Origin of the sequence: Bifidobacterium [indicum] DSM 20214 = LMG 11587 (assembly GCF_000706765.1) — a bacterium.
In the GTDB taxonomy this organism is placed as follows: domain Bacteria; phylum Actinomycetota; class Actinomycetes; order Actinomycetales; family Bifidobacteriaceae; genus Bombiscardovia; species Bombiscardovia coryneformis.
On the sequence record NZ_CP006018.1, the window covers coordinates 1,069,905 to 1,093,971 of the forward strand.

Here is a 24,067-nt window from a genome sequence, read left to right on the forward strand (position 1 = left end):
TTCGTTGATGTAGCGAGGCATATTCGTTAAAGGCGATTTTCCTCCCGCAAATCCTGATCTCCGGTCAGCAACTCTTGTTTGTGCTCATCGACCATGTTCACGAAGATAGTCCTCTGCCTGCCGGTCATCGACCGCTAAAGCTGCAGTCAAGGTAAGAGCCAGGTTTTCGGGCGTCTGAATCCTGGCCTCGATGGAGTTCCACGGCATACGGACCGGGGCGGAGGTGGAACCTGGCCGCAGTTTCTCACAGGCTCTGACCATCGCTGTAATCTGATTTTCGGTAACTGCCAGGCTCAGGCCTACTGTCGACTGTATAGTGGTCTGGGAATTGCCTGGGTTGGAATCACTTTTGCAGATAAGTACATCCTGGAAGGCCCAGCGGCGCAAATGGATCAGAACGCCCGGCATAGCGTACAGGCTGATGAAGCCCAGTCCCTTGGTCCAGAATTCCTCTGATTCCTCTAGACTGCCACTTTCCAAGGTCATAAACATGGGCATGGAGTAGATGCCTCGATACGGTTCCGGTGGCGCGACAGCCGCACCCGGATGCGGAACAGGACTGATACTTGCAGCATCATATGTTGAATTTGCTGATTGAATATAGCTAGACATGGTTGCCCCCTTTTATGGTTAGGTTTGCGAAACAGTTAGTGAGGTAGGGAACTGCTATTGCGCCTCTCCGTTATTCCCATTTAGCGGTGGCAGGGTCTATTCCGTGAACACGCGCGGCTGTTTCGATGGCGGTCAGCATCCACTCGGCTAAACCAGGCTCGAACTGTTCATAGTGGCAATTGAATCGAGGGTCAGCCACATACATGCGCCCTAGCATCAGATGCATGGATGGGGTCACATGGAACCATGCCAAAGCCCGCCGGTGCTCCTCAATCAGCTCTAAAGCTTCATCGCCAGTCGGATCGAGGCCGTTCCGCTTGGATTGCCCGAGTCTTGCTTCCACTTCTCCCAGGTGGGCCATATCCCGTTGCCACCGTGCCCGGTTGCGAGAGGTTTTCCTCTCTGCATACTCCAACCACTGCTGACTAACGCCCCAACGTTGCCAGGCTTCCTGGAGCTGATGGCTCTGCTGCTTCCCCTCTGCGATGGCAACTAGACGGTCCACCCCACCTAAGGATCCTTCGAGGCGACGAATCTTCTTCTCCATTTCGGAACGTTGGTTTCGTAGTTCCTTCAACGCCAAGGAAGTTGAAGAGCTCAGCAGACTCTTAATCTGTCGAGTATCGAATCCCATTTCTCGATACGTCAACACCCGTTCGAGACGTGCGATATCCTCCTGCCGGTACTGCCGGTAACCGGCCGGCCCACGCATCGGCGAAAGCAACCCGACCGCCTCCCAATGACGCAGCATCCGTTGGGTGACCCCCATCAGTTCAGCGGTCTCACCGATACTTAGCCACGGTTGGCCGTAATCGCCTTCATAATCGTCATCTCGCGTCATATTCCGACCCTAAACCCTGACATCTTGTCAAGGTCAAATTGGCAGGGAACCATACTCTTTATTGAAGAACCGGCAAGTACTGAGTAAGCACAGATTGCACTCCTGCTCAATAGCAATCGGAATAATCTGACTCTTAGCACTAATCGAAGGCAAACCGCTCTCGAACCTCGTAGTAGTGGAGAGTCCTCGACGGTCAAATCCGCACACCCATGCCACAGATATGCTCGATGGCAAAATTCGGACACTCGCACTTCTTGTATTGAGATTACTGGTTTCTCATAACACAAGGGGAAGGCAGCAATTACGGACCTTGGCCTTCAAACCCGCAGGCAGTCTACTATCCAAGTAGAATACGGCTGACGGCCTGCTCTGTCTCGTGCGAGAAACTAATTGCGGCGAGCTTTTCCTTAGTCACACCAGCAATTTCACTATTCTCCGACATTACGAATGCATCCTCGGCTTTCTTTTGAAGTTCAATAGCGACGTATCTCTCAAAACCTAATTTTTCCAGTTCTATGATTAACGGGTCGTTAGTTCCGTAGTTCAAGTAGTCTCCCCACCCACTTGAAGCCTGATCAGTCAGCTGCATGTAGTTACTAACGTATGTCTTAATGGTAAAGCGGACGATATTTTCCAGATCTCTCATCACATCATTGATAACCGAGTTAACATGTACAGAATTACTGCCATCGAATTCTACCCAGTTGATATAATCCGTGCATATCTTTTTCTTTGTTTTACTGTAGAAGTTTAAAGTACTTTGTATAATTAGATTCAGCGGTCGAGAATTGAGCCATTCGCTCATTAGAACTGTGTAATAAGGAAGATTCTGTCGGTTTCCCAGTTTTTTTGAGTCCTCTTCCTCTGACCAGTTATAGTAATCAAACATTGCGTGCAAAACTTTTGAACACGATTCGTAATCGTACGTAGTCGGCAAGCTATATCGATCACCAGATACATAAATTTGTTGCTGATACTTGGGCTTAATCGAAATAGCAGACATAAGAATACTGCTTGGCACATCAATTGCCTCAACCTTGCGAAGGACCTCGGGCATGTCCGGGTTCTTCTTTGCGAAAGTCGTATGGAGGACAGAATCAACTCGCGCATTCTGCTGATATGCAAAAATCGTGGCATAACTTGACAGCTGTCGTTTTTCTTTAATCGACACTTTCTTTCGGGTTAACGGTTTATCTAGCAACACGTTACCGATATTCTGATAAAACCGATTGTCGCCAGTAATTATAGCGGTTTCTAAAGGACACACCTCTTTCGTAAGCAAATCACTGACCGTTTTTTCAGACCAGTCGTCTTCCTTACTCCGAACAACAATAACGTTCCCAGACAGTTCTTTCGACAGTCTCCCGGCTCTACCAATTAAATTCCTAAAGGAAAGTTGATCCATCCTGCTTCGGCCAACTTTTTTTGAGAGCACAAAGAGATTCTTGGCAGGTAAGTTGACCCCTTCAAGCAACGTCGAGGTAGTAAATAGGGAATGAATAACTCCGCTCTTAAAGGCATCTTCAACCCTATTACGCACCAATTGTGGCAAGGCACCGAAGTGAACAGCAACACCCTTCTCTACGTAGTTAGCTAAATCATACTGCTCATGGATTGTCTCACGGATAAATTTAGCTAGACGGACTCTATCTGGTGACTTATCAGCAGGAAGTCGTTTCGCCTCGCACTCTGCTTCACGTAGAGTCGTCCCTACAGAATTACAATATACTAGCGATTGTCCTTTGTTCGAGAAGTGGTCAAAAACCTCATTTACTCCCGACCAAGGAAGGGGCAACTCAGCATAGCTACTTTCGTTCTCGGATATGAAGTCAAAATACTGCCATGCTTTACCTTTAACAAAATCTAAAAAGAAAACGTTTTGCGTGACACTCAAATCCTGCACGCGTGATACTTCCTCAGCCGAGTTTCCTACTAGAGATAAGAAGATATCAGGGTTTGGCACGCAGGGCGAGGCAAAGAATAACTTGACGCTTTTTTGTTTCGCCAATGAAATTGCATGGTAGAACAGTGGCGATCTTTCATCATCGGATATGGTCTTTTGCGCCTCGTCCACAATCAAGATATCAATTACCGGATTTTCCTTACTGAAGTAGGAAACTAATCGCTCAGGCGTAAATACAAAAATAAACTTGTTCTTCGCAAATAGCAAGGGCACTTCTGGACTGGTTATAATCTTATACTGTCTGTCTTTGCTCCCTCTATTAAGCAATTCAACCTTTTCATTCAAGTCATTCACCACCTGCGTTATCAATGCTCGAGTGGGAACTAAAAAGGCGAAATTCTGGCTAGAATTCGCTCCGTGAATCATGCGTTCCACATATTCATCAAAAAGAAATGACTTTCCAAATGATGTGCCAGCAGAAAAGCTGAAGTGGTTCGAGTTCATCATTTTATTCAGTATCTTGAATTGCTGATCGGTTAAAACATGCTTACCATCTGCTGTCTTTTGGATTTCTCTTTTGATGCCGCCATCAATCACAAACTCTAAATCTTGGGCGTCGTTCCCTTTTTCCTCGACGAACGAAATTGAAGGAAATAAACCCAGTTTTGTCAGAACACTCTTCGAAAATAGCTTGAAGGCATTATTGTTCATATATTCGTCGTAAAGAACAGAAATGATTTTTAGTGCCACATTTTTGTTGATTGGAGTCTTTGACCGGGACAAGATATCAGCAAACCGCAAAATATCTGCGAACTCTTTATCTTCCAATCTTGCAGGTTCTTCTCCAAACAGTTGGGAGCCATAGTTCTTTTGAGCTTTTTCCAACAACTCATAAAGATAGACATCGTTCATAGCCTGTTCATTAAGCAAATCGGTTACAGTTTTTTGTGCATTCACGATGTAAGTTCTTTCGTTAGTTCTCTTCTTGTCTTAGCCAAGTCCGTAAACGGCATCAAGTAGACATAAAAATGCTTCCCTTTCAGCTTCTGGTTCTCAATCTGTTTTTGGATTGTGCCCACTAGTCCCCTTATCTGCTCAGACACAAATGATTTAATCCAAGTCTCAAACTCATCTTCGTCCAAGTTCTCTTTTTCTTTATCAACCTTTATTTCAAATCCAATAAAAATCCCGAAAGTCCTGGTAAATTTGATGCCCTTCAATTTCTCAGCACCTCGCCGAGAAGGATAGATTACTTGCTTAATTGCTTCAACAGCATCTTTTTCACTGAGCTTTTCATCATCAATATGCTGGCTGATAAGCTGCCCTTCCCAGTCTTTTTTCTCTTTTAAAGGGCCACTGCCAAGGAAACTATTGATTGACTTAAACGCTGCGCGAAATCCAGCAGTCAGATTCTTGTAGAGCTTTGACTCTCCGAATATCAGGTGATATCTGCCATTATCCAATTTAAGAAGATGTACCCCATCACAGCCTTTAATATAATCTTGAGAAGAAGTCTTCAATGACATCTTAGAGAGGATTTTTGGTGCTTTAAGGTGTCCCTCGAGAAGAACATAAAGGATAAGCTCTCCCAATTCCCCTTTATTGCGCGCATAATCTTTGAAAGCCCTCCTAGCAGCCTGCGTCATCTGCTGATACTGCTTATGCTCAAGATACTCGTCTACGCTTTTACGACTGAGGACATAGTAGGTCAACGGGTTAAAAAGAACATCCTTCATCCCTGAGTAGTCAAATTCATGTCCATCCAGCTTTGGCATGAATATCCTCATTTTTGTGGGTTTTAGTTCATTTTCAAATAAACTAATGTCCTCTAATTGCTCGAACCAATTCACCGCAGCCTGGGCATCTTCCGAGAACTCGACCATGAGGAATCCTTCGCAAACAGTATATGCTACAAATATCTAGATAATCATAAACTTTGTTCTCGTATATCACCGTATTTAGATTCATCTCATGAGCACATCTAACAGCTCTCCTAGCACCTACAACTGTGCCATCCGTCGACAGAATCAGGCCTGCACAACCGGAAGCAGGACAGTGCGCAAACCGGTCTATCTCAGAGGCTCAACCGATAGTTCGGATAGTAGCGCTTAGCAGACGGATTTAATGCTCCAGTCCTGACCCTAAAAAAGTCTAAGTAGACAAGACCTTATTCAGAGTCGTTCCTGAACAAATTAACCGAACTACCCACAGACGAATATCTTCCTAAGGGATTAATTGGAGCAGCCAAGACACACCAGGCAGAATCATCTTTGGCACCCCGCCAGAGGAATCCTATCTCACTTCAAATTCGGAAGGGAGGTTCGTTAAGTAAGGCCTGTTTCGGTGGGCTTTTGTCACACAAATGTCACCAAAAATCAGCTCCCGGAAGAACCAACGTGATAAGAGAGAAGCCCTACAGCCGTTGTAGCCGTAGGACTTCCGCGTGGTGCGCCAGACAGGATTCGAACCTGCAACCTGCTGATCCGTAGTCAGCTGCTCTAATCCATTGGGCTACTGGCGCATGTCATCTCGAACAAGCTGCTTGCTTTTGACAACTCATATATATTACCGCATTTGGCGCTGTCGTCCAGCCTGGTGTGTCGCCGCAATTCGATCCGTCAAACTGCGGCGACACCCGGTCGGCTGTTATGCAACAGTCAGCACCACTTGTCCGTTCTGGGAGCGCACGCCCTCTCCCTTGCCCAGGCATCCGGTGAAGTCGCGGCCATCGGAGGAGACGATGGTCACTTGATCACCGCTACGTTCAGCGGTGAAGACCACATCATCGCCGACCTCGTCACGAACGCGGGCCTCGGCCTTGCCATCCTGAGCCAGGAAGACGGAGACGGTGACATCCGTTCCGTAGGCATATTCAGTACTGGTTTGCCCCTGCCGGGCAACCAGTACGGTTCCGTCACGGATCCAGAGCGGTACGGTATCGAAGCCTTCCCGCCCGCTCATCCAGTGACCTGCCTCTCGGCAATCCTCCTGCTCACCGGTGAACCAGTTGGTCCACACACCCTTGGGCAGGTAGTACTCCACGTCTCCGGAGTAGGAGAAGACCGGGGCCACCAGGAGGGAGGGTCCCAGCATGTACTGCCTGTCGCAGTCCAGAGCGGTCCTGTCGTCGGGGAATTCCATGAACATGGACCGCATGACGGGCTGCCCAGCCTCATGTGCCTCAAGTCCCAGCTGGTAGAGATACGGCATGAGTGAGATCTTCAGCCTGGTGAACTTCCTCAGCACGCTGACGGCGGTCTGCTCGGGCGGGTTGACCACACCGCGCCGCTCATCCTCCTGGTCAAAGAGCCAGGGCACCCGGTAGACGGTGGAACCGTGCAGGCGGGAGTGGGACGACAGGAGACCGAAGGCGATCCAACGCTTGTAGACCGCCGGATCGGGATGGGCACCTTCGAAGCCACCGATATCGTGACTCCAGAACCCGAAACCCGAGCTGACCAGGGACAGCCCGGCCCGCAGAGTCTGGGCCATGCCGTTGAAGGTCGACTCACAGTCGCCTCCCCAGTGGACCGGCTGCTGTTGCCCGCCGACGGTCGCCGACCTGGCGTACAGGCAGGCCTGCCCCTTGCCCTTCACTTCTTCTATGGCCTCGAAGACGGTCTGGTTGTAGAGCTGGGTGTACCAGTTGTGCATGGAGGCCGAGTCCGATCCATCGAACCAGACCACGTCCGAGGGAATGCGTTCGCCGAAATCGGTCTTGATGGCGTCGACCCCCTGGGCGAGGAGGGTCTTGACCTTCCCCTTGTACCAGTCGCGGGCGGCAGGGTTGGTGAAGTCCACCAGTCCCATGCCGGCCTGCCAGAGGTCCGTCTGCCAGATGTCACCGTCAGGCTTGCGCACCAGGTAGCCCTTGTCCGCTCCCTCATCGAACAGGATGCTCTCCTGCCCGATGTAGGGGTTGATCCAAGCGCAGACGTGCAATCCCTTGTCCTCATGGAGACGACTCAGGGTCCCCTCGATGTCGGGGAAGAAGCGCTTGTCCCACTGGAAGTCCGTCCAGTGGAACTCACGCATCCAGTAGCAGTCATAGTGGAAGACGCTGAGCGGTATGTCCCTTTCGGCCATGCCGTCGATCATGGAGGTGACCGTCTGCTCGTCATACTTGGTGGTGAACGAGGTGGTCAGCCACAGCCCGTATGACCAGGCCGGAACCTCGGCGGGCCTGCCGACCAGGGCGGTGTACCGTTCCAGGATCCGCTTGGGGTCCGGCCCCGAAATCAGGTAGAAGTCGATGGCCTCACCGGGGACGCTGAACTGGACGGTCTCCGTGTTTTCGGAGGCCACCTCGAAGGAGACATGCCCCCTGTTGTTGACCAGGACCCCATACCCGTTGCTCGTCATGTAGAACGGGATGTCCTTGTATCCCTGCTCGCTCGCAGTGCCGCCGTCCTCATTCCAGATGTCGATAGTCTGGCCGTTCTTTACATACGGGCCGAAGCGTTCTCCGAAGCCGTAGACCCGCTCCCCCACCTCCAGTCCGAGCTGGATGGAGGTGAAGACCGGTGACTCGTCGTAGGCATGGGCCGTGGGCGAGACGCCGAACTCCCCCACCGGCTGTGTGGACACCGCAGCATCCGGGGTAAGGAGAAACCTGGCCAGGGACTTGCCCCTGGCGTGGGTCAGTTCCTTCTCGCCGCATCTGAAGGTCATGTCGAAGGAGTCGCCCTTGGTCATGGTCAGGCTCAGGTCGCCGCTGGTCAGGCGGACGGTGGACCCGTCCTGACCGATCTCCCCGTCTCCGGGGCCCTGCGCGCTGGCGGTTATGATCCCCTCATCCGCCTCCTGCTCATTGACAGGGAAACCCGGGCAGACCCTGCTCCCCTTCCAGTGTGAGGCCTGGACACGTATGACCCCCTCGGCCGGTGACGATGCATGAATTCGGAAGGTGGGAAGATTGAGCGTATCAGCCCGGTCATGAATCACCCTCGTGGTGGCCAGCACGTCTATGCTCTTGCCGTCATCGCCCACCGACAGTTCGTAGGGCGAACGGGCGTACAGAGCTTCGACCCCCGGCCTGGCCAGCCAGTATCCATTGGTGAATTTCATCTTATTTCACTGCTCCTGTCGTAATACCCCTGGAGAGGGTGCGCTGGAATATGAGGTAGAAGATCAGCGTGGGTACGATGCTGATCAGGGAGGCCGCCGCCGTGGTGGTCACATCCATGAGCCTGTCTCCGGTCAGCGAGGCGATGGCGATGGGGACGGTCTGCTTGGAGTTGTCAATCAGGAAGGCCATGGGAATCATGTACTCGTTCCATGTCCAGATGAAGAAGAAGACCAGCATGACGCTCAGTGTAGGCGTGGATATGGGGAAGACGATGTCCTTGAGAATCTTCCACCTGCTGGCCCCATCGATGGTCGCGGCCTCCAGGATGGCCTTGGGGAAGGTTCCATAGACCGAGGAGAGCAGATAGGTGCCGAAGGCGCTCTGGATAACGGTGAATATAATGACTATGGCCCATTGGGAGTTGTATAGCCCCATGCTCTTGAACATGATGTAGAGCGGGTAGAGCAGGGCCTCCTGGGGCATCATGTTGGCCAGCATGATCAGGAGGACGATCCAACGCCGCCCTTTGACCCGGCCGATTCCGAGCGCAAAGGAGTTCAGCACTGAAAGGACGACCGCCAGAACCGACACCAGACCGCTGATCCAGATGCTGTTCCAGACCTTCTGGGGGAACCTGACCCTGGTCCAGAACTTCTCCAGTCCGGCCAGACTGAATTCACTGGGCCATGAGAGCGGACCCGAGGCGTTGTAATCCGCCGCGGTCTTGAAGGCGTTGAGGAGGAGTATGAAGAAGGGGAAGAGCATGATCAGTCCACCGACGATCAGCAGGGCCAGGATGACCCAGTCCCCTACCGTCCGGTTCTTCCTTGCCTTGGGAACGGTGATATGTGCACTCATGGCTTACTCCTCATCCTCTTTCTCAACCCGCTGCTGAAGGTTGGTGAAGACTATCGATATGACGATGATGACCACCGTCAGGGCCGTAGCTATGGCCGCTCCGTACCCCACCTGCTGGGATTGGAAGAACTGGGTGTAGGAGTAGTAGGAAGGCACGATGGTGCTGTCGCCAGGACCACCCTTGGTCAGCATGTACACAGGGGCGAAGACCTTCAGGGCCGCGATGGTGCAGGTGAGTGCGACCACGAAAATCTCGGGCTTGATGGCCGGCAGGGTGATGACCTTGAACCTCTGCCACCAGTTGGCCCCATCCAGGCTAGCCGCCTCATAGAGTTCCGGATCGACCCTCTGCAGACCCGACATGAAGATAACGAGCGGGTAGCCCAGCTGGATCCAGATCATGATGACCATGAGGAATATCAGCGCCGTATCAGGAGACCCCAGCCAATTGTGCTGGAAACGGCCCAGGCCCACCCCCTCAAGAATCGCGTTCAACGCCCCGTTCTCCGGCCGGAATATCCATCCCATGACCAGGGCCGCCACGGAGATGGGCAGGAGCTGGGGGAAATAATACACAGCCCGCATGGTCGAGGCGGTCTTTGCCCCAAAGCGCTTCTGCACCACGTCGAATACCAGGGAGGCCAGAACCAGACCGACCAGGATGGGAATGACCACCATGGCCACAATCATCCAGATTGAATTTCGGAAGGAGGCCCAGAAGGTGGCATCCCTCATCAGCCTGGACCAGTTGTCGAGTCCGATCCAGCGAGGCGGCCGTATGCCGCGGTAGTTGGTGAAGCTCAGATAGATGTTCCACAGGGCCGGAATGATGATGATCCAGAGCAGGACCGCCAGGCCCGGTATCAGGTACCACCAGAAACGGCTTGACGGATTGCCCGGTATCCGGGACATCCCGCGCTCTTCGTCGGTCCTGGAGGGGGCCGACTTCGCGCCTTTCTTTCGAGATCGCATTTCTCACTTCCTCTTGCACGATTGCTGCTCGGATACTGGCCCGCAAGGCCGAGGACCCGCTCCCTTGCGGAGGCAGGCCCTCCGGCCGAATGCTGCGGAATGGTCCGGCGAATAAACCAGACTCTTGTTGGCGGTTCAGCTGGTCTGAACCGCCCAGCGACTACTGCTGCTTCACACCTGACGTTTCAACACCCTTGTCGTACTTGCCCTGGAGTTCCTTAAGCACGTCCTTGGGGGCCTTGGTCCCGTTGACCAGCTCCTGCAGACCCGCGTTCAGCTCGTCGTACAGGGTGGACGTGGGCCAATCGGGATAGTAGCCCAGCCGATCATCCTTGATGACCTCGTTGAACCCGGCTATCAGCTCCTTGCTCTTGGGATCGGTGATCTTGTCGGGGTCGGCGGCAATGGGCAGACCACCGGCATTGCCCATCAGGTTCTGGTTTTCCTTGGTCAGGGTCATGTTGATGAACTCCGCGGCGGCGTCCTTCTTCTTGGAACGCTCGGGAATGACCCAGATGTTACCGGATCCACCGGGGATCTTCTTGGACTCCGGGAAGAGACCGACCTGCCACTTGAGATCGGGGACATCACTCTGGAAGCGTCCGAACCACCAGGATCCGGAGAAGAACATGGGATAGGTGCCCTTCATGAAGTTCTGCCCGGCATCCTCGGCCTTGAGACCGGTGGAGTCCTTGCTGATGTACCCCTTGTCGACCCAGTCCTTGATGGTCTCGGTGGCGTAGGTCATGGCAGGCCCTTCCCAGTCGACCTCGCCGTCATAGCGCTGGTAGGCGTCAATCAGCTTGGAATCCGCCTTCTGCAGGACCAGCTGCCACCACAGGTGCTGAAGGGGATATTCGGCCACACCCTCGGACAGGGGCGTCACGCCATTCTCCTTGAACTGCTGCATGGCCGATTCCAACTCGGCCATGGTCCCGGGGATGGCGATGCCGTACTTGTCGAACATCTCCGTGTTGTAGTACATCATCACCTCTTCGCCGTAGGTGGTGATGCCGTACCAGTCGCCGGACCCCATGACTCCCTTTTCGTCATACTTGCCCGGCACGGCCAGGGAACCGGTGATCTTCTTGTCCCAGTTGTACTTCGTGACGTAATCATCGAGGTTGGACAGAAGCCCCTGGCTCGACAGCAGACCTGCCGTGGCGTTGCCCTTGTTGTACTCCATGACATCGGGGGCGTCATCGGAGTTCAGAATCTGGCTGGCATTCTGCCTGATCTGTTCGAAGGTCTTCTTTTCGAAGTTGACCTTCACGCCGGTCTTCTTCTCGTAGTCGGCTATGGCCTGCTTCCAGGCCTTGCCCTGGGAGCCGTTGTCCTCCTCGTAGTACCAGATCTTGATGGAGTCCGGGTGCTCCTCCTGGGCGCTGTCACTGCCGCCGCAGCCAGACAGTGTTGCGAGTCCCACGAGACTTGCCACAGCCGTTGCCGCCGCCATGATTTTCTTAGACACCTTCATAGGAGTCCTCTCCTTTCAGCCTCTTTGCTTGATGGTCGTTCGCCATGAACAACCAGTACTTAATTTATTCATTGCACTATTATCGACCGACTATTTCGATAATTTTCGATAAGGTGCTTCTATTTGACCGCCGAAAGGCTCATCCTCTGGTGGAAACAGGCCCGACAGACCCCCGCCGCAGGTAATTCGAGGGAATCAGTTCAACGGACCCAAGGCTCAGATTGCGCCCCTCAAGCCGATCCATGAGCATATCCACCCCACGCGAGCACGTCTTGTTGGGCTGCATGGGGATTTCATCGATGGGCCGCTCCATAACCGACGCATTGCCGAAGGTGCTCAGGGCCAGAAGCGACACATCGCCGGGGATGGACTTCCCGCGCCTGGATAAAGAGCCGATGACGTTATTCATATGGCTGATGTTGGTCTGGGCCATGATCGCAGTAATCCCTGGTGTCGCTTTATACGCCTCAGCGATGACCTCCTCTACGTGCCTGGCGTCATCCCCGGTGGAATACCTGAAATCCAGGTGCACCCCCAGTACCTTTGCGCGCGACTCGATGGCCTCCCTTGTCCTGACGAGGAAGTTGGAACCGAACCGGTAGCTCTCCTCACTGGCACCGATAAAAAGCACCTCCCTGTGCCCCAACCGGTAGAACTCATCCATGGCCATCCTGCCCATGGACTCAAAGTCCATGTCCACGGAAACGACATCGGCATGATTCTCGGCACAACCGATCGAAACATAAGGCACCATGGAGGTCCGAGCATGCGCCACCCGTTCATCGTCGGTGTTGACGTCCAGCAGGAGAACCCCATCAACCATGCCGCTGTACGACATGCGCAGAAGCTCATCCTCCTCGTTCTCATCCGTCAGCAGGACCACGTTGTAGTGATATCGGCGAGCCCTGGCCACGACGGCGAAGAAGAAGGTGGCGTAGTTGCTGTAGTCGGTATAGCTGTGCATGGGGGAACTCAGGGCGATCAACCTGGTCCGCGCCCCCTGCCGAAGCATGGCCGCCCCCTTCTTCGGGCGGTAGTCCAGAAGACGTACAGCCTCCAGGACCCTCAGCTTGGTCTCGTCGCTGACCCGACGCTTTCCTGAGAGAGCATACGAAACGGTGCTGATGGAGACTCCAGCTTGAGCGGCAACGTCTTTGATTCCGGCCACGTGACCTCCTGCAACAAGGGGAAACTGGGCATGAACCAATATAGCATTGGTTACCAGCGACCTTTCCGGCCCGCCTCAGCCGGGTATGCGGCAGGCCATCAATCAATCAGGCTACCGATGTATCAGGGCCTGGGACCGTTCGAAAGCCAGAGCAGGTATTCGATATTGCCGTGTGCTCCGGTAATGGGCGACGGTATCCGCCCCCTGACTTCGAAGCCGGACTCCTCGGCACACCTGGTCACACGCTCCACAGCCTGGACACGACGATCCTCCTCGGTGACCACGCCATGGTGGCCGAGGAGTGTTCTGCCGACTTCGAACTGGGGCTTTATCAGGAGGATGCAGTGGGTATCCGGGGCAATGATGGCCGGCAGGACGGGAATCACATAGGTCAGGGAGATGAAGGAGACATCAGAGACCACATAGTCCGGCCGGTAGGGCAGATCGTCAGGTCCGACATCGCGGATATTGACGCCGCTCATCTCAAGGACTCTGGAATCCCGGGCAATTCGGTCAATCAGCTGGTCCTGCCCCACATCCAGGGCAACCACCCTGCTCGCCCCCCTGCGTAGAAGGAGATCTGCGAAACCACCGGTTGAAGCACCAATGTCCAGACAATGACGGCCTTCCGGCCCCGGTAGCCCCATGGGTTCGAAGGCTTCAAAGGCGCCGGCCAACTTATAGGCACCACGGGAGGCGTAGTCGGGCCCCTTGTCGACCTCGATCAGGTCGCCTGTCTTCACCTTGGTCGATGGCTTTGTGCAAACGGTGCCCGAGAGGCGGACCGATCCATCCTGAATCAACCTTTGGGCCCTGGAGCGGGAATCCGCAAGTCCCAGATCCTGGATGACACGATCCAGACGGCCCGGCTCTACGACCTGGGCACCCGACCCTGCGTCTTCCATGGATTCGGGGGAATCAGTCCTGTCCATGCAACTCCTTCTGGAGTGCGGCAAGGGCACTCTGATATGCCTTGACCTGGTCCTCAAGACCCAGGTCATCAATGTGGTCCAACTCGGGGAATCGCCCGACAAGCTCCTTGATGGCCGCAGCATTCTCCCCGCGGGCCGTCGGCTCCTGCGATGAGGAGGCATCGACCCGTCCGGCTTCACCAGCAGCTCGGGCCATCATTTTCAAGGGGGTGGCCTTGCTGCCACCCTGGTCGGTTCCCTGGTTGTCCATATGGTCAGGCACCGATTCTGAATTGGGGAAGACGCAGGTCGTGCACATCGTGCCCCTGGTCCATGTACTCCCAAACGGCGCAGGCACTGGCCCGAACGGCGTCCAGATCCGTCCTGGGATCATAGGTGCTCTCGACACCATCGTGCACCTCGGAGGAGTGCAGTTCAACGGTCCCATCCCTCAGAACAGCCGTGGCGCGCCCGCAATGCCAGATCTGGTCGGCGGACTTCTCGGGGGCTGCGTGTGGCGTGACCAGCCCGAGTAGGTCAGCGCTGATGTAGGTGGGACGATATTTGGGCTCAGCCAGGATGATGGACTCGACACTGGCCACGCCGGTCAGAACCACCAGGGAATCATACCCGCCCCGATTGGCCGCCTCGATATCGGTATCCAACCGGTCACCGACCGGTAGGCACTCCTTGACGGGAATCGGCTCGGCTCCATCGGCCAGCATCTGTCGGGCCTCGTCATACATGGCGGACTCGGGCTTGCCGGCCGAAGCCTCCGGTGACTTGCCACTGGCGATTGCCACCGTTTCGACCATGGCACCGTTCCCCGGTGCTATACCCCCCTCCCGGGGGATGGTCCTGTCCATGTTGGTCGCGAAGAAGCGGGCACCCTGCCCGACGGCATAAGCGGCTTCTGCCAGATCTTCCCAGTTCTGTTTCGGGTTCCAACCCTGAATCACGGCTTCGGGATGGTCGCTTGCCGCACCCACCACTTCCAGCCCGTTGGCCCTGACCTCTTCGCGGAGATGGTCTGCGCCGATGACCAGGACCTTGGCCCCCGCATGGAGGTTATGGCGAAGCATCCTGGCGGCGACAATGGAGGAGGTGACAATCTGATGGTCATCGAGCTCCAGCCCGAATCCACGCAGCTGGTCCGCTACGACTTTCGGGGTCCTTGACGCATTGTTGGTGGTATAGGAAATGGTCATCCCCTGCGACTCAGCCTGGGATATACCCGTGGCCGCATTCCTGATGGGGTTGGCACCGCGGTAGACCACACCGTCCAGGTCCAAAAGGGCCAGACGGTAGGTCCGGGACAGCGAGGTCTCGATACCCTTCAGGAATGCGGTCATCGATCAATCCTCCCAGGTCTGGTCCATTTGGCCTGCATTGTCTGAGGCCTGATCTTCCAGGACTTCATCGGCAACCGGAGCCTGGGTGGCGCCCAAGCGCTCAGGATTGCCGTCAAGCTCTGCATCGTTCTGTTTCTTGCCCTGACCGGCAATGACCGAAGGGATCCAGCCGACCTGGGCCGGGATGACCTCTGGTCGGACGGTATCCTGACCCCAGACGAAGGTGCCGGACCGCTGCGAATCCAGCTCATCCAGATAGTCGCCCTCGCTTGGATCGATGGAGAGTTCCTCCATCATCGAGTCATCCAGATGCTCCAGGTCATAGTCGATCAGAATCTCCTTGGGAGGAGCGTCCGGATCCTCTTCCTCATCGGCATACTGTGCTTCGAGTTTCTCCAGGAGGGGCTCAAGCTTCAGGGCATCTTCGGACCGCCCGGCCTGATCCAGGAAATTCTGCTCAGCCTGGACGGCGCGCATCCGGTAGTCCCCGCTCAGCCCCCTGGCCTTGACCAGTGCCTGGACGGTTTCAATGGCCTTGTCCCACAGACCCAGATCGCCAAGGGCACCGGCGTAGACCAGGAACATCTCGACCTTTGACTCACCCGTCAGCCTCTGCGCCTCTTCCGAGGTGGCTTCTTCAATGGCCTTGCGGGCATTGCCCAGTCCCCGCTCACAGTCCGCTATGAAGGGGAGATAATCCTGATACCCGTTCATCCGATAGGCTGTGCGGAACTCCTTCAGGGCCAGCTTGTAGTCGCCCTGCCTGTATGCCACCAGGGCCAGGGTCTCCCGTGCCAGGTCAATCCTGGAAGCCTGCCTGGCAGCCCACTTGGCGTGGTCCAGCGCACCCTCCGGATCGCTTTCCTCCAGGGCGTAGGCGGCCAGGACATGCAGGCCTATGTTCTCAGCATGCTCCTTGCTCAGACCGCGCAGACGCTCACGTTCATCCTTGGAGAGCATGGACCACTCAAGGCCCTTGGGCATTTTCGGCTCGCCCGGACGTCGGTCCGTATACGGATTCTGCGAGGGATAGGAGATGGTTCCGTCCGAATTGCGGCGGGCCTGGTCATATCCCTCGTGGCGGTCCCGCTGATAGAAGCCCCTGCGGTTGTCGCCGCGATCGTTTCTCCGATCATAGCCACGGTTGCCGCCACGGTCGTCGCGCCTGTTGTAGCCGCGCTGGTCCCTGTGGTCACCATGGCGGTCGAAGCCGTTGTCGCGGCGCCGATCGTCGTTTCGATCCCGGCGACCCTCGCCGTAGCCGCCGGACCTGCGATTGTCGTAACGATCGTCGCGGCGCTGATACCCACGGTCATCACGACGCTGGTGGTTGTCATCCCTGCGACCATAGGTACGGCCATTCCCATGCCTGTCATCACGGCGGTCGTTGCGGCGATCATTGCCCCGTGAATATCCGCGGTTGTCGTCCCTGCGGAATCCACCCCGGTCATCACGACGCTCGAACCTGCGGTCCTGGCCCTGATGCCCGTCTTCACGGCGCCTGTCATCCTGACGCCGATCGTCTCGGCGCTGATACCCACGATCCTGACCCTGTCGACGGTCATGGAAGCCGCCGCCACGGTTGGAGCCGTACCCGCCACGACCACCGGAACGGCCACGGTATCCGTCGCGATCCCTGTTGTCGGAGCGGTAGCCCCCGCGGTCATCACGATTATCCCTGTTCCGGAAGTCCCGACGATCGTCACCATCGCGGCGGTCGTACCCCCTGCGATGGTCGTATCCGCCATGACCGTTGCCATCGTTACGGCGACCCTGGTAGCCACCACGGCGGTTACCATCCTGCCGGCGGTCACCATACCCGGAGCGCCGATCATCACGACGGTCATGGTCGTTATGGCGGTACGAACCCTGCCGGTCGTCGCGCCTGCGGTCACCGCCCTGGCCCTCCTGCCGGTCACGATTGCCGTGGAAGTCATCCCTGCCGTGACGGAACCCGCCTGAACGGGAACCCCCGCGATAGCCGCCGCCCCTGGAATCCGAGGACCCGTGGCCCTTGTAGCCGCCCTTGCCGCGGTAGCCCGAGTGCTGGCCGCCGGAGCGGAAACCTCCCGAGCGAGGGCCGTCGGAGTGGCCCCGGTCGTTGCGGGAGTGATTGTATTCTTCTGCCATCTGTGTCCTTTATTCCTACTTGGCGGCCTGGCGTTCGAGAGCGCCCAAGGCCTTCTTTCCTCTGCGAATCAGGGCAAAGCGCCCATGCAGAAAGTCATTCTCGTCCAGGACCATGTCCTGGTCCTCCACCCGCTGATTGTTCAGGTAGAGACCACCCGACTTGATGGTCTTCCGGGCCTCGGATACCGATTTGAAAAGGCCTGCACCAACTCCGGCCTCCGCTACGCGCTGTCCAACCTGAGCGGCGGCGAAGATCCGACTACCGTCGGCTCCCTCCACCTTGAGGCCGTCCAGGGCGCTGTCGAGCACATCTTCGTCCAACTCCTCCAGGGTCTTTCCACGGCCAAAGAGGGCACCGGAGGCATCAATGGCCCCCTGGGCGGCATGATCGCCGTGTACGTAGCTGGTGACCTCCCAGGCCAGGACCTTCTGGGCCTCGCGGGCTCCAGGATTGGCGGCCACCTCACGCTCCAGTTCCTCGATCCTGGTCTTGGAGAGGAAGGTGAAGGTCTTCAGAAGCTTGACCACCTGGTCGTCGGGCTGGTTGAACCAGAACTGATAGAAGCGGTAGGGACTGAACATGGTCGAGTCCAACCAGACGGCGTTCCCTTCGGACTTGCCGAACTTCTTGCCCTGGGAATCCGTAATCAGTGGGCTGGTCATGACATTGACCGAGGCTCCACGAACCTTGCGGATCAGGTCGAGCCCGGAGGTCAGATTCCCCCACTGGTCGCTTCCACCCAGCTGAAGGGTGCAGTGGTAGCGATCGAAGAGCTCCAGGAAGTCGTTGCCCTGCAGAACCTGGTAACTGAACTCGGTGAAGGAGATCCCCTCGTCGGAGTTGAGCCGGCGCGCCACAGTGTCCTTGGCCAGCATGGTCCCCATGCGGAAGTTCTTGCCCACGTCACGCAGGAAGTCGATGACGCTCATGGACCCGGTCCACTCGAAGTTGTTGACGAAACGGACAGCCTGCTCGCCCTCGGTATCCAGGAAGCGGCCAATCTGCCTGCGCAGGCGCTCAGTCCACTCGGAAACGGTCTCCTTGGGGTTCAGCGTCCGCTCCCCCGACTGGCGGGGATCGCCAATCAGCCCGGTGGCACCGCCGACCACGGCTATGGGATGGAGACCTGCGGCTTGGAGGTGACGCATGTTGAGCAGCTGGACAAGATTGCCCACGTGAAGGGAGGGGGCGGTCGGATCGAATCCGCAATAATAGGTCACCGATTCATCGCTCAGGGTCTTCTTGAGCTCGGCCTCATCCGTGCACTGGGCTATGAGACCGCGCCACTTGAGCTCGTCGAAGAGCGAGTCGAAGCCCGCTTCCTTGAAATCAGTGACCTGCGCCATATGAGGCAACTCCCTATCAAATTATCGTGAATGTAGTCGTAACCTATCCATTCTTGCAAATGAGGGCGACACCGAGACCCGCTTTCAGGCCTGATATTTCACCCAAAAGCATGACGGGACGTCGGAGGTCCGATCAGGCGGCACGGAGCTCATCTATGAAGGACTCGGGCAACTTGCCCACCACACAATCAGCCATGCGTCGATAGCCTTCACGCCCAGGATGGAAGTGATCGATACCCCAGAAGTCCTCCTGGTCCGTACCGACATCGTCATGAGTGGCATCCACGTAGGTCACACCCGCCCGGGCACAGACCTCCTTGCTGATCGCGGTCTGCCGGTCGATCCGCCGCTCCACCTCAGCCCGCAGGGCCTTGCCCAGGGCGGGATCGCGATAGAGCTGGCCCGAACTGAGGACCAGGACCCGGTTCCCCTTGGACTTGGCCTCTTCGATGGTGGCGTCCAGATCGGTCCGCCATTCATCCCAGGACCTATTGGCCATGATGTCATTGGAACCGGCGCAAACCACCAGAAGGTCGGCATGGCCGGTGAAGCCCGGAAGAAGCCGGTAACGCACCCGCCGGATGGTGGCCCCCAGCCGACCGTGAGCCGACCATTGCACCGATCTGCCCATACGTGATGCCAGTGCCTGTGCGATGGCGGGAATGAATCCCTGGTTTTGATCCGTAACGCCACATCCGACCGCCATGGAGTCTCCAATGGCGACCAAGGTCAGCGGACCGGCCCCGGAATGGTGGATATCCGACCCCTCCGGCACCGAACAGATCCCTTGGCGTTCCCCCGCCGGTTCCGCCGCCAACTTCACATGATGCTTGGCCCACCAGGCCTCGACCAGCACCACCGGGTTCATACCTACCACTGCCTTCCCTTGAAAATCAAGGAATCAGCGGACCCACAGACCACACAGATGGCCGGAGCCCGCCTCACCTTATATACCGAGATGGCATTGTATCTCAGGCGACAGGCCCAGACTCACCGGGGAGAATGGTGGACGGGGCCATCCGAAGTCGACCTGGCGAATTGTTCAAGGTCATCCAGGAGCTTCCCGGCCTCCCCCATCTGCTCCGCCACACGTCCGGGCGAGGTGCCACCGCGACCATTCCTGGCCTGTACGGAACCAGCCGCGGAGAGAACCTCGCGCACCTTCGGAGCCTGGTCGTCCGGCAGGTAGTTCCGGAATTCCCGGATGAAGTCCTGATCGGTCAGATCCCAAAGCTCGCAGCCCCTCCCCTCTGCCAGCTTGACGCAGGCCCCGGAGAGTTCGTGGGCATGCCTGAAGGGAACGCCCTGCTTGACCAGCCATTCGGCCAGGTCGGTGGCCAAGGCGAACCCTGTGGGAGCCTGGTCCTCAAGCCTGTTCTTGTTGAAGGTCAGGGTGGCGATCATCCCCGTGAAGGCCGGCAGGAGCACCTCCAAGGTATCGACCTGGTCGAAGACCGCCTCCTTGTCTTCCTGAAGGTCCCGGGCATAGGCTGTGGGCAGCCCCTTCAAGGTGGCCATAAGACCTGTCAGATCACCGATCAGACGGCCGGCCTTCCCCCTGGCCAACTCTGCGATGTCGGGGTTCTTTTTCTGCGGCATGATCGATGAACCGGTCGAGTAGGCATCGTCCAGGCGGACGAAGGCGAACTCCTGGGTGTTCCAGATGATGACCTCCTCTGCCAGACGGGAGACATCCACCCCAACCATGGCTGCGATGAAGGAGAACTCGGCCACGACGTCCCTGGCGGACGTTCCGTCGATGGAGTTGGCACTGACCCTGGAGAATCCGAGCTCATGTGCCACGGCCTCGGGGTCCAGGCCGAGGGTGTTTCCGGCCAGGGCACCCGACCCGTACGGACTGGCATCAGCCCGTTTATCCCAGTCCACCAGTCGTTCCAAGTCGCGAATCAGGGGCCAGACGTGTGCCAGGAGCTGGTGTGACAGGAGGACGGGCTGGGCATGCTGCATATGGGTCCGTCCAGGCATGACCGTGGATCCGGCCTTTCGGCACTGGTCCATCAGAGCCCGGGCCAGTGCCAGAATCTGCCCGGCCACGATACGGGCATGACGGCGCAGCCAGATGCGAATCAGGGCCGCTATCTGGTCGTTCCGCGAGCGGCCGGCACGCAGTTTCCCACCCAGCTGGTCGCCTGCCAGGGCAATCAGACCACGTTCAAGGGCTGTGGCCTCGTCTTCATCGGACTCGTTGGGGGTGAAGGCTCCTGAATCAACCTGATCCTGGAGTCGGTCCAGTACCTCCTCCATGGTCTTCAGCTCTTCCGAGGTGAGGAGACCGGCTCCGGCCAAGGCCCTGGCATGGGCACGTGAACCTGCCAGGTCGTCATCGGCCAGCCGCCAGTCGAACTGGGTCGACTTGCTGAGTCTGGCAAGCTCCGGCGAAGGCCCGGAACTGAACCGCCCGCCCCAAAGGGCCATTCCCTGGTCCTGGGGACTCTTCGCGTCCTGATTAGCCTCTTGCATCTCTTCTCCTCTTCCCTGCACCCGCAAGCCATGACCACCCTCCTGCGAGCGCACCCCTGTTCCTGTTCCGGGTCCCTTTACTCGACGGCTTGCCCGGGCACCTCAACACCCTTGCCGAAGCGTACGTCCCTGGCGGCGGCGACCCTGTCAGGCAGACCGTAGATCTCGATGAACCCGTTGGAGGCGTTCTGGTCGAAGCTGTCTCCGGATTCGTATGTGGCAAGGCTGTAGTCGTACAGGGAGGTGTCGGAGCGCCGCCCGGTCACCACAGCCCTCCCGCCGTGCAGAATCATACGAATCTGGCCGCTGACATACTCCTGGGTCTCCTCGATGAAGGCGTTCAGGGACCTGACCGCAGGCGAGAACCACTGCGCATCGTAAACAAGCTCTCCCCACCGCTTGTCGATGTCGCGCTTGATCCGGTGCTGCTCACGTTCGAGGCAGCAGTTCTCCAACTCCTGGTGGGCGGTAATCAGGGCGATGGCGCCCGGTGCCTCATAGAGTTCCCGGGATTTGATACCGACCAGACGGTCCTCGATCAGATCGACCCGTCCGATACCCTGGGCACCTGCACGTCGGTTCATCTCCTCGATGGCCTGAAGGGGGGTCACCTCCCTGCCGTCAATCCTGACCGGAATGCCCTTCTCGAAGTCGATGGTGACCTCATCCTCGACCGGGGGGAAGGCCGGATCCTCGGTGTATGAGTAGACGTCCTTGGTGGGACCATTCCAGGGGTCCTCCAGATAGCCGGTTTCGATGGCCCGCCCCCAGACGTTCTGGTCTATGGAGTAGGGGCTCTTCTCGGTCTGCTCGATGGGAAGGTTGTGCTCCTTGGCGTAGGCAATCTCCACATCTCGCATCAGCCCCAGATCCCGAATCGGGCTGATGGCCTTGATGGTCGGGTCTATCGACATGATCGATACCTCGAAACGGACCTGGTCATTCCCCTTGCCGGTGCAACCGTGGGCGATGGTGTCGGCCCCGAACTGGTGGGCGGCCCTGACCAGGTGCTTGGTGATCAGGGGCCTGGAAATGGCGGATACCAGCGGGTAGACGCCCTCATACATGGCATTGGCCTTCAGGGCCATCATGCAGTACTCCGAGGCGAACTCGTCACGGGCATCGACGATGTAGGACTCCACAGCCCCACAGTCCAGGGCCCGCTTCTTGATGGTCTGGAGGCGCTCCCCGCCCTGACCAACATCCAAGGAGACGGCCACCACGTCCTTACCGGTGCGCTCCTTCAGGTAGGGGATGGCCACCGAGGTGTCCAGACCGCCCGAATAGGCAAGTACAATGCGGTTTTTCTCACTCATGACTCTGCTTCTTTCCTTGGTGCTTGTTTGGCTTGACGATTCTTCTGCGCGCACGGTTCCCTGCATCGACCTGCCGGCCGCGTGGCTCGGTCACTGCTCCGATGCCCCCTCAGGCGGAGGGAGAGTCCTCACCCGAGGTGATGGAGAGAAGCCAGTCTGCACGACTCTTGGCGCTGGCCTCATCCGCGGCGATGATCAGGACCGTATCGTCCCCTGCGATGGTGCCCAGGATGCCCTCCAGGGGCTGCCGATCCAAGGCGGAGGCCGCATACTGGGCCGCACCCGCCGGCGTTCTGACCACCAGGAGGTTCTTGGCCTGCACCACCGAAGTAATCAGACCGGTCAGGACCTTGGAGAGATAAAGGTCGGTCTTGTTCTCCGATCCGGCATCAATTCCGACCGGCACCCCCGCCTCCAGGGCGGACTGGTCTGTGGCGTCGGGAATCCAATAGGCCATGGTTCCGTCGGGGTAGCGCAGTTTGGTGGCATGCAGGTCATCAAGATCACGACTCAGGGTTGCCTGGGTCACATCGATCTGCTGCTCCTCAAGAATGTCGGCCAACTGTTGTTGGGAATTGACACGGGTACGGGCCAGAGCCTGCCGGATGGCATCCAGGCGGGCCACCTTGGAAGTCGGCCTCATCGGCACACCCCCTCAATCAGGTCCATCCGCCCGGTGGACTGGGCCACCAGCCAGGTCAGGAGCGCTTTCTGTGCATGGAGCCGGTTCTCCGCCTCATCCCAGACCACGGATCTTGGGCCGTCAATGACATCGGCGGTCACCTCCTTGCCCCGATATGCCGGCAGGCAGTGCTGGAAGAGGGCATCCGGTTTGGTCTTGTCCATCAGCGAGGCATTGACCTGGTAGTCCCAGAAAGGCTTGGACCTGGTTGCGGCCTGGTCCTCCTCCCCCATCGACACCCAGGTATCGGTGAAAACGCAGTCCGCCTGGTCGACAGCCTGGACCGGGTCGGTGGTGACCAGGATGGATCCCCCGTTCTGCTCGGCCAGGGCGCTGGCCTCTTCGACGATGCCCGGGTCAGGCAGGAAACCGTTGGGACCGGCCACCCTGACATGCATCCCGGCGACCGCCCCACCGAGCAAGTACGAGTTGGACATGTTGTTGGCAGCGTCGCCCAGATAGGCAATGGTCATCCCTGGCAGGGCATCCACCCCACCCCGGTGCTGGGCCAGGGTCAGGAAGTCGGCCAATATCTGGCAGGGATGGAAGGAATCGGTCAAGGCGTTGACCACGGGCACGGTGGATTCCGCCGCCATGGTCTCCACCCGATCCTGCCCGAAGGTGCGCCAGACGATGGCGGATGTCATCCGGGTCAGGACCCGGGCCGTATCCGCCACAGGTTCGCCCCTACCCAGCTGGGAACCGTCCTTGTCGATGACCAGGGGGTATCCACCCAACTCGGCAACCCCAACGGAGAAGCTGGACCTGGTACGCGTGCTGGGCTTGTCGAAGATGACGGCCACGGCCTGGGGGCCTTCGAATGGGCGGGCCAGATACCTGTCCTGACGGAAGGCCAGACCCAGTTTCAATACCTCCGCCTGCTCGTCATGGCTCAAATCGTCGTCCCTGAGCATGTGCCTCAGTCTGTCTGCCATCGGTTTCCTCCGTT

The 24,067-nt window shown here is 57.4% G+C and carries 19 protein-coding genes and 1 tRNA gene; all 20 read right to left on the reverse strand.

Going from position 1 to position 24,067, the window contains the following annotated elements; all coding sequences use genetic code 11:
* Positions 1–84: 84 nt before the first annotated feature.
* Positions 85–612 carry a hypothetical protein gene (locus BINDI_RS04185; protein ID WP_033490279.1) on the reverse strand — a complete coding sequence of 176 codons (528 nt, stop codon included), beginning with the start codon at positions 610–612 and terminating at the stop codon, positions 85–87.
* Positions 613–682: 70 nt separating this feature from the next.
* Positions 683–1,453 carry a MerR family transcriptional regulator gene (locus BINDI_RS04190; protein ID WP_033490281.1) on the reverse strand — a complete coding sequence of 257 codons (771 nt, stop codon included), beginning with the start codon at positions 1,451–1,453 and terminating at the stop codon, positions 683–685.
* A gap of 337 nt (positions 1,454–1,790) precedes the next feature.
* A complete protein-coding gene (locus BINDI_RS04195) occupies positions 1,791–4,313 on the reverse strand; it encodes a DEAD/DEAH box helicase (protein WP_033490284.1) in 2,523 nt (840 codons plus the stop codon).
* Positions 4,310–5,239 (reverse strand): HamA C-terminal domain-containing protein, encoded by a 930-nt coding sequence (locus BINDI_RS04200; protein ID WP_033490286.1) that lies wholly within the window; start codon positions 5,237–5,239, stop codon positions 4,310–4,312. The genes BINDI_RS04195 and BINDI_RS04200 overlap by 4 nt, the downstream gene beginning before the upstream one ends.
* 561 nt (positions 5,240–5,800) lie before the next feature.
* A tRNA-Arg gene (locus tag BINDI_RS04205) sits at positions 5,801–5,877 on the reverse strand.
* A gap of 125 nt (positions 5,878–6,002) precedes the next feature.
* Positions 6,003–8,423 (reverse strand): alpha-xylosidase, encoded by a 2,421-nt coding sequence (gene yicI / locus BINDI_RS04210; protein ID WP_033490288.1) that lies wholly within the window; start codon positions 8,421–8,423, stop codon positions 6,003–6,005.
* A gap of 1 nt (position 8,424) precedes the next feature.
* Positions 8,425–9,282 (reverse strand): carbohydrate ABC transporter permease, encoded by an 858-nt coding sequence (locus BINDI_RS04215; RefSeq protein ID WP_033490290.1) that lies wholly within the window; start codon positions 9,280–9,282, stop codon positions 8,425–8,427.
* Positions 9,283–9,285: 3 nt separating this feature from the next.
* On the reverse strand, positions 9,286–10,254 hold the full coding sequence (locus BINDI_RS04220; protein WP_045921369.1) for a carbohydrate ABC transporter permease: 969 nt from the start codon (positions 10,252–10,254) through the stop codon (positions 9,286–9,288).
* Positions 10,255–10,414: 160 nt separating this feature from the next.
* On the reverse strand, positions 10,415–11,731 hold the full coding sequence (locus BINDI_RS04225) for an ABC transporter substrate-binding protein (RefSeq protein ID WP_033490292.1): 1,317 nt from the start codon (positions 11,729–11,731) through the stop codon (positions 10,415–10,417).
* Between the two features lie 139 nt (positions 11,732–11,870).
* Positions 11,871–12,899 carry a LacI family DNA-binding transcriptional regulator gene (locus BINDI_RS04230; RefSeq protein WP_033490294.1) on the reverse strand — a complete coding sequence of 343 codons (1,029 nt, stop codon included), beginning with the start codon at positions 12,897–12,899 and terminating at the stop codon, positions 11,871–11,873.
* 122 nt (positions 12,900–13,021) lie between these two features.
* Positions 13,022–13,804, reverse strand: a complete 783-nt coding sequence (locus BINDI_RS04235) for a TlyA family RNA methyltransferase (protein ID WP_052108952.1) — start codon at positions 13,802–13,804, stop codon at positions 13,022–13,024.
* A 13-nt stretch (positions 13,805–13,817) separates the two neighbouring features.
* Entirely contained in the window at positions 13,818–14,081 is a 264-nt protein-coding gene (locus BINDI_RS04240; RefSeq protein WP_148301980.1) for a hypothetical protein, read from the reverse strand.
* A 4-nt stretch (positions 14,082–14,085) separates the two neighbouring features.
* On the reverse strand, positions 14,086–15,162 hold the full coding sequence (locus BINDI_RS04245) for an HAD-IIA family hydrolase (RefSeq protein ID WP_033490298.1): 1,077 nt from the start codon (positions 15,160–15,162) through the stop codon (positions 14,086–14,088).
* Between the two features lie 3 nt (positions 15,163–15,165).
* A complete protein-coding gene (locus BINDI_RS07675) occupies positions 15,166–17,292 on the reverse strand; it encodes a tetratricopeptide repeat protein (RefSeq protein WP_052108786.1) in 2,127 nt (708 codons plus the stop codon).
* A 15-nt stretch (positions 17,293–17,307) separates the two neighbouring features.
* Positions 17,308–18,639, reverse strand: coding sequence for a tyrosine--tRNA ligase (gene tyrS, locus BINDI_RS04255; RefSeq protein ID WP_033490300.1), 1,332 nt, complete (start codon positions 18,637–18,639; stop codon positions 17,308–17,310).
* A gap of 133 nt (positions 18,640–18,772) precedes the next feature.
* A complete protein-coding gene (locus BINDI_RS04260) occupies positions 18,773–19,507 on the reverse strand; it encodes an SGNH/GDSL hydrolase family protein (protein ID WP_033490302.1) in 735 nt (244 codons plus the stop codon).
* A gap of 122 nt (positions 19,508–19,629) precedes the next feature.
* Positions 19,630–21,120 (reverse strand): argininosuccinate lyase, encoded by a 1,491-nt coding sequence (argH, locus tag BINDI_RS04265; RefSeq protein ID WP_052108787.1) that lies wholly within the window; start codon positions 21,118–21,120, stop codon positions 19,630–19,632.
* A 77-nt stretch (positions 21,121–21,197) separates the two neighbouring features.
* Positions 21,198–22,436, reverse strand: coding sequence for an argininosuccinate synthase (locus BINDI_RS04270; RefSeq protein WP_033490304.1), 1,239 nt, complete (start codon positions 22,434–22,436; stop codon positions 21,198–21,200).
* Between the two features lie 109 nt (positions 22,437–22,545).
* Positions 22,546–23,079, reverse strand: coding sequence for an arginine repressor (locus BINDI_RS04275; protein WP_033490335.1), 534 nt, complete (start codon positions 23,077–23,079; stop codon positions 22,546–22,548).
* The gene (argF, locus tag BINDI_RS04280; RefSeq protein WP_033490337.1) at positions 23,076–24,053 is read right to left on the reverse strand and encodes an ornithine carbamoyltransferase; all 978 of its coding nucleotides are present in this window, start codon (positions 24,051–24,053) and stop codon (positions 23,076–23,078) included. Before argF ends, BINDI_RS04275 begins: the two co-directional genes overlap by 4 nt.
* Positions 24,054–24,067 lie beyond the last annotated feature (14 nt).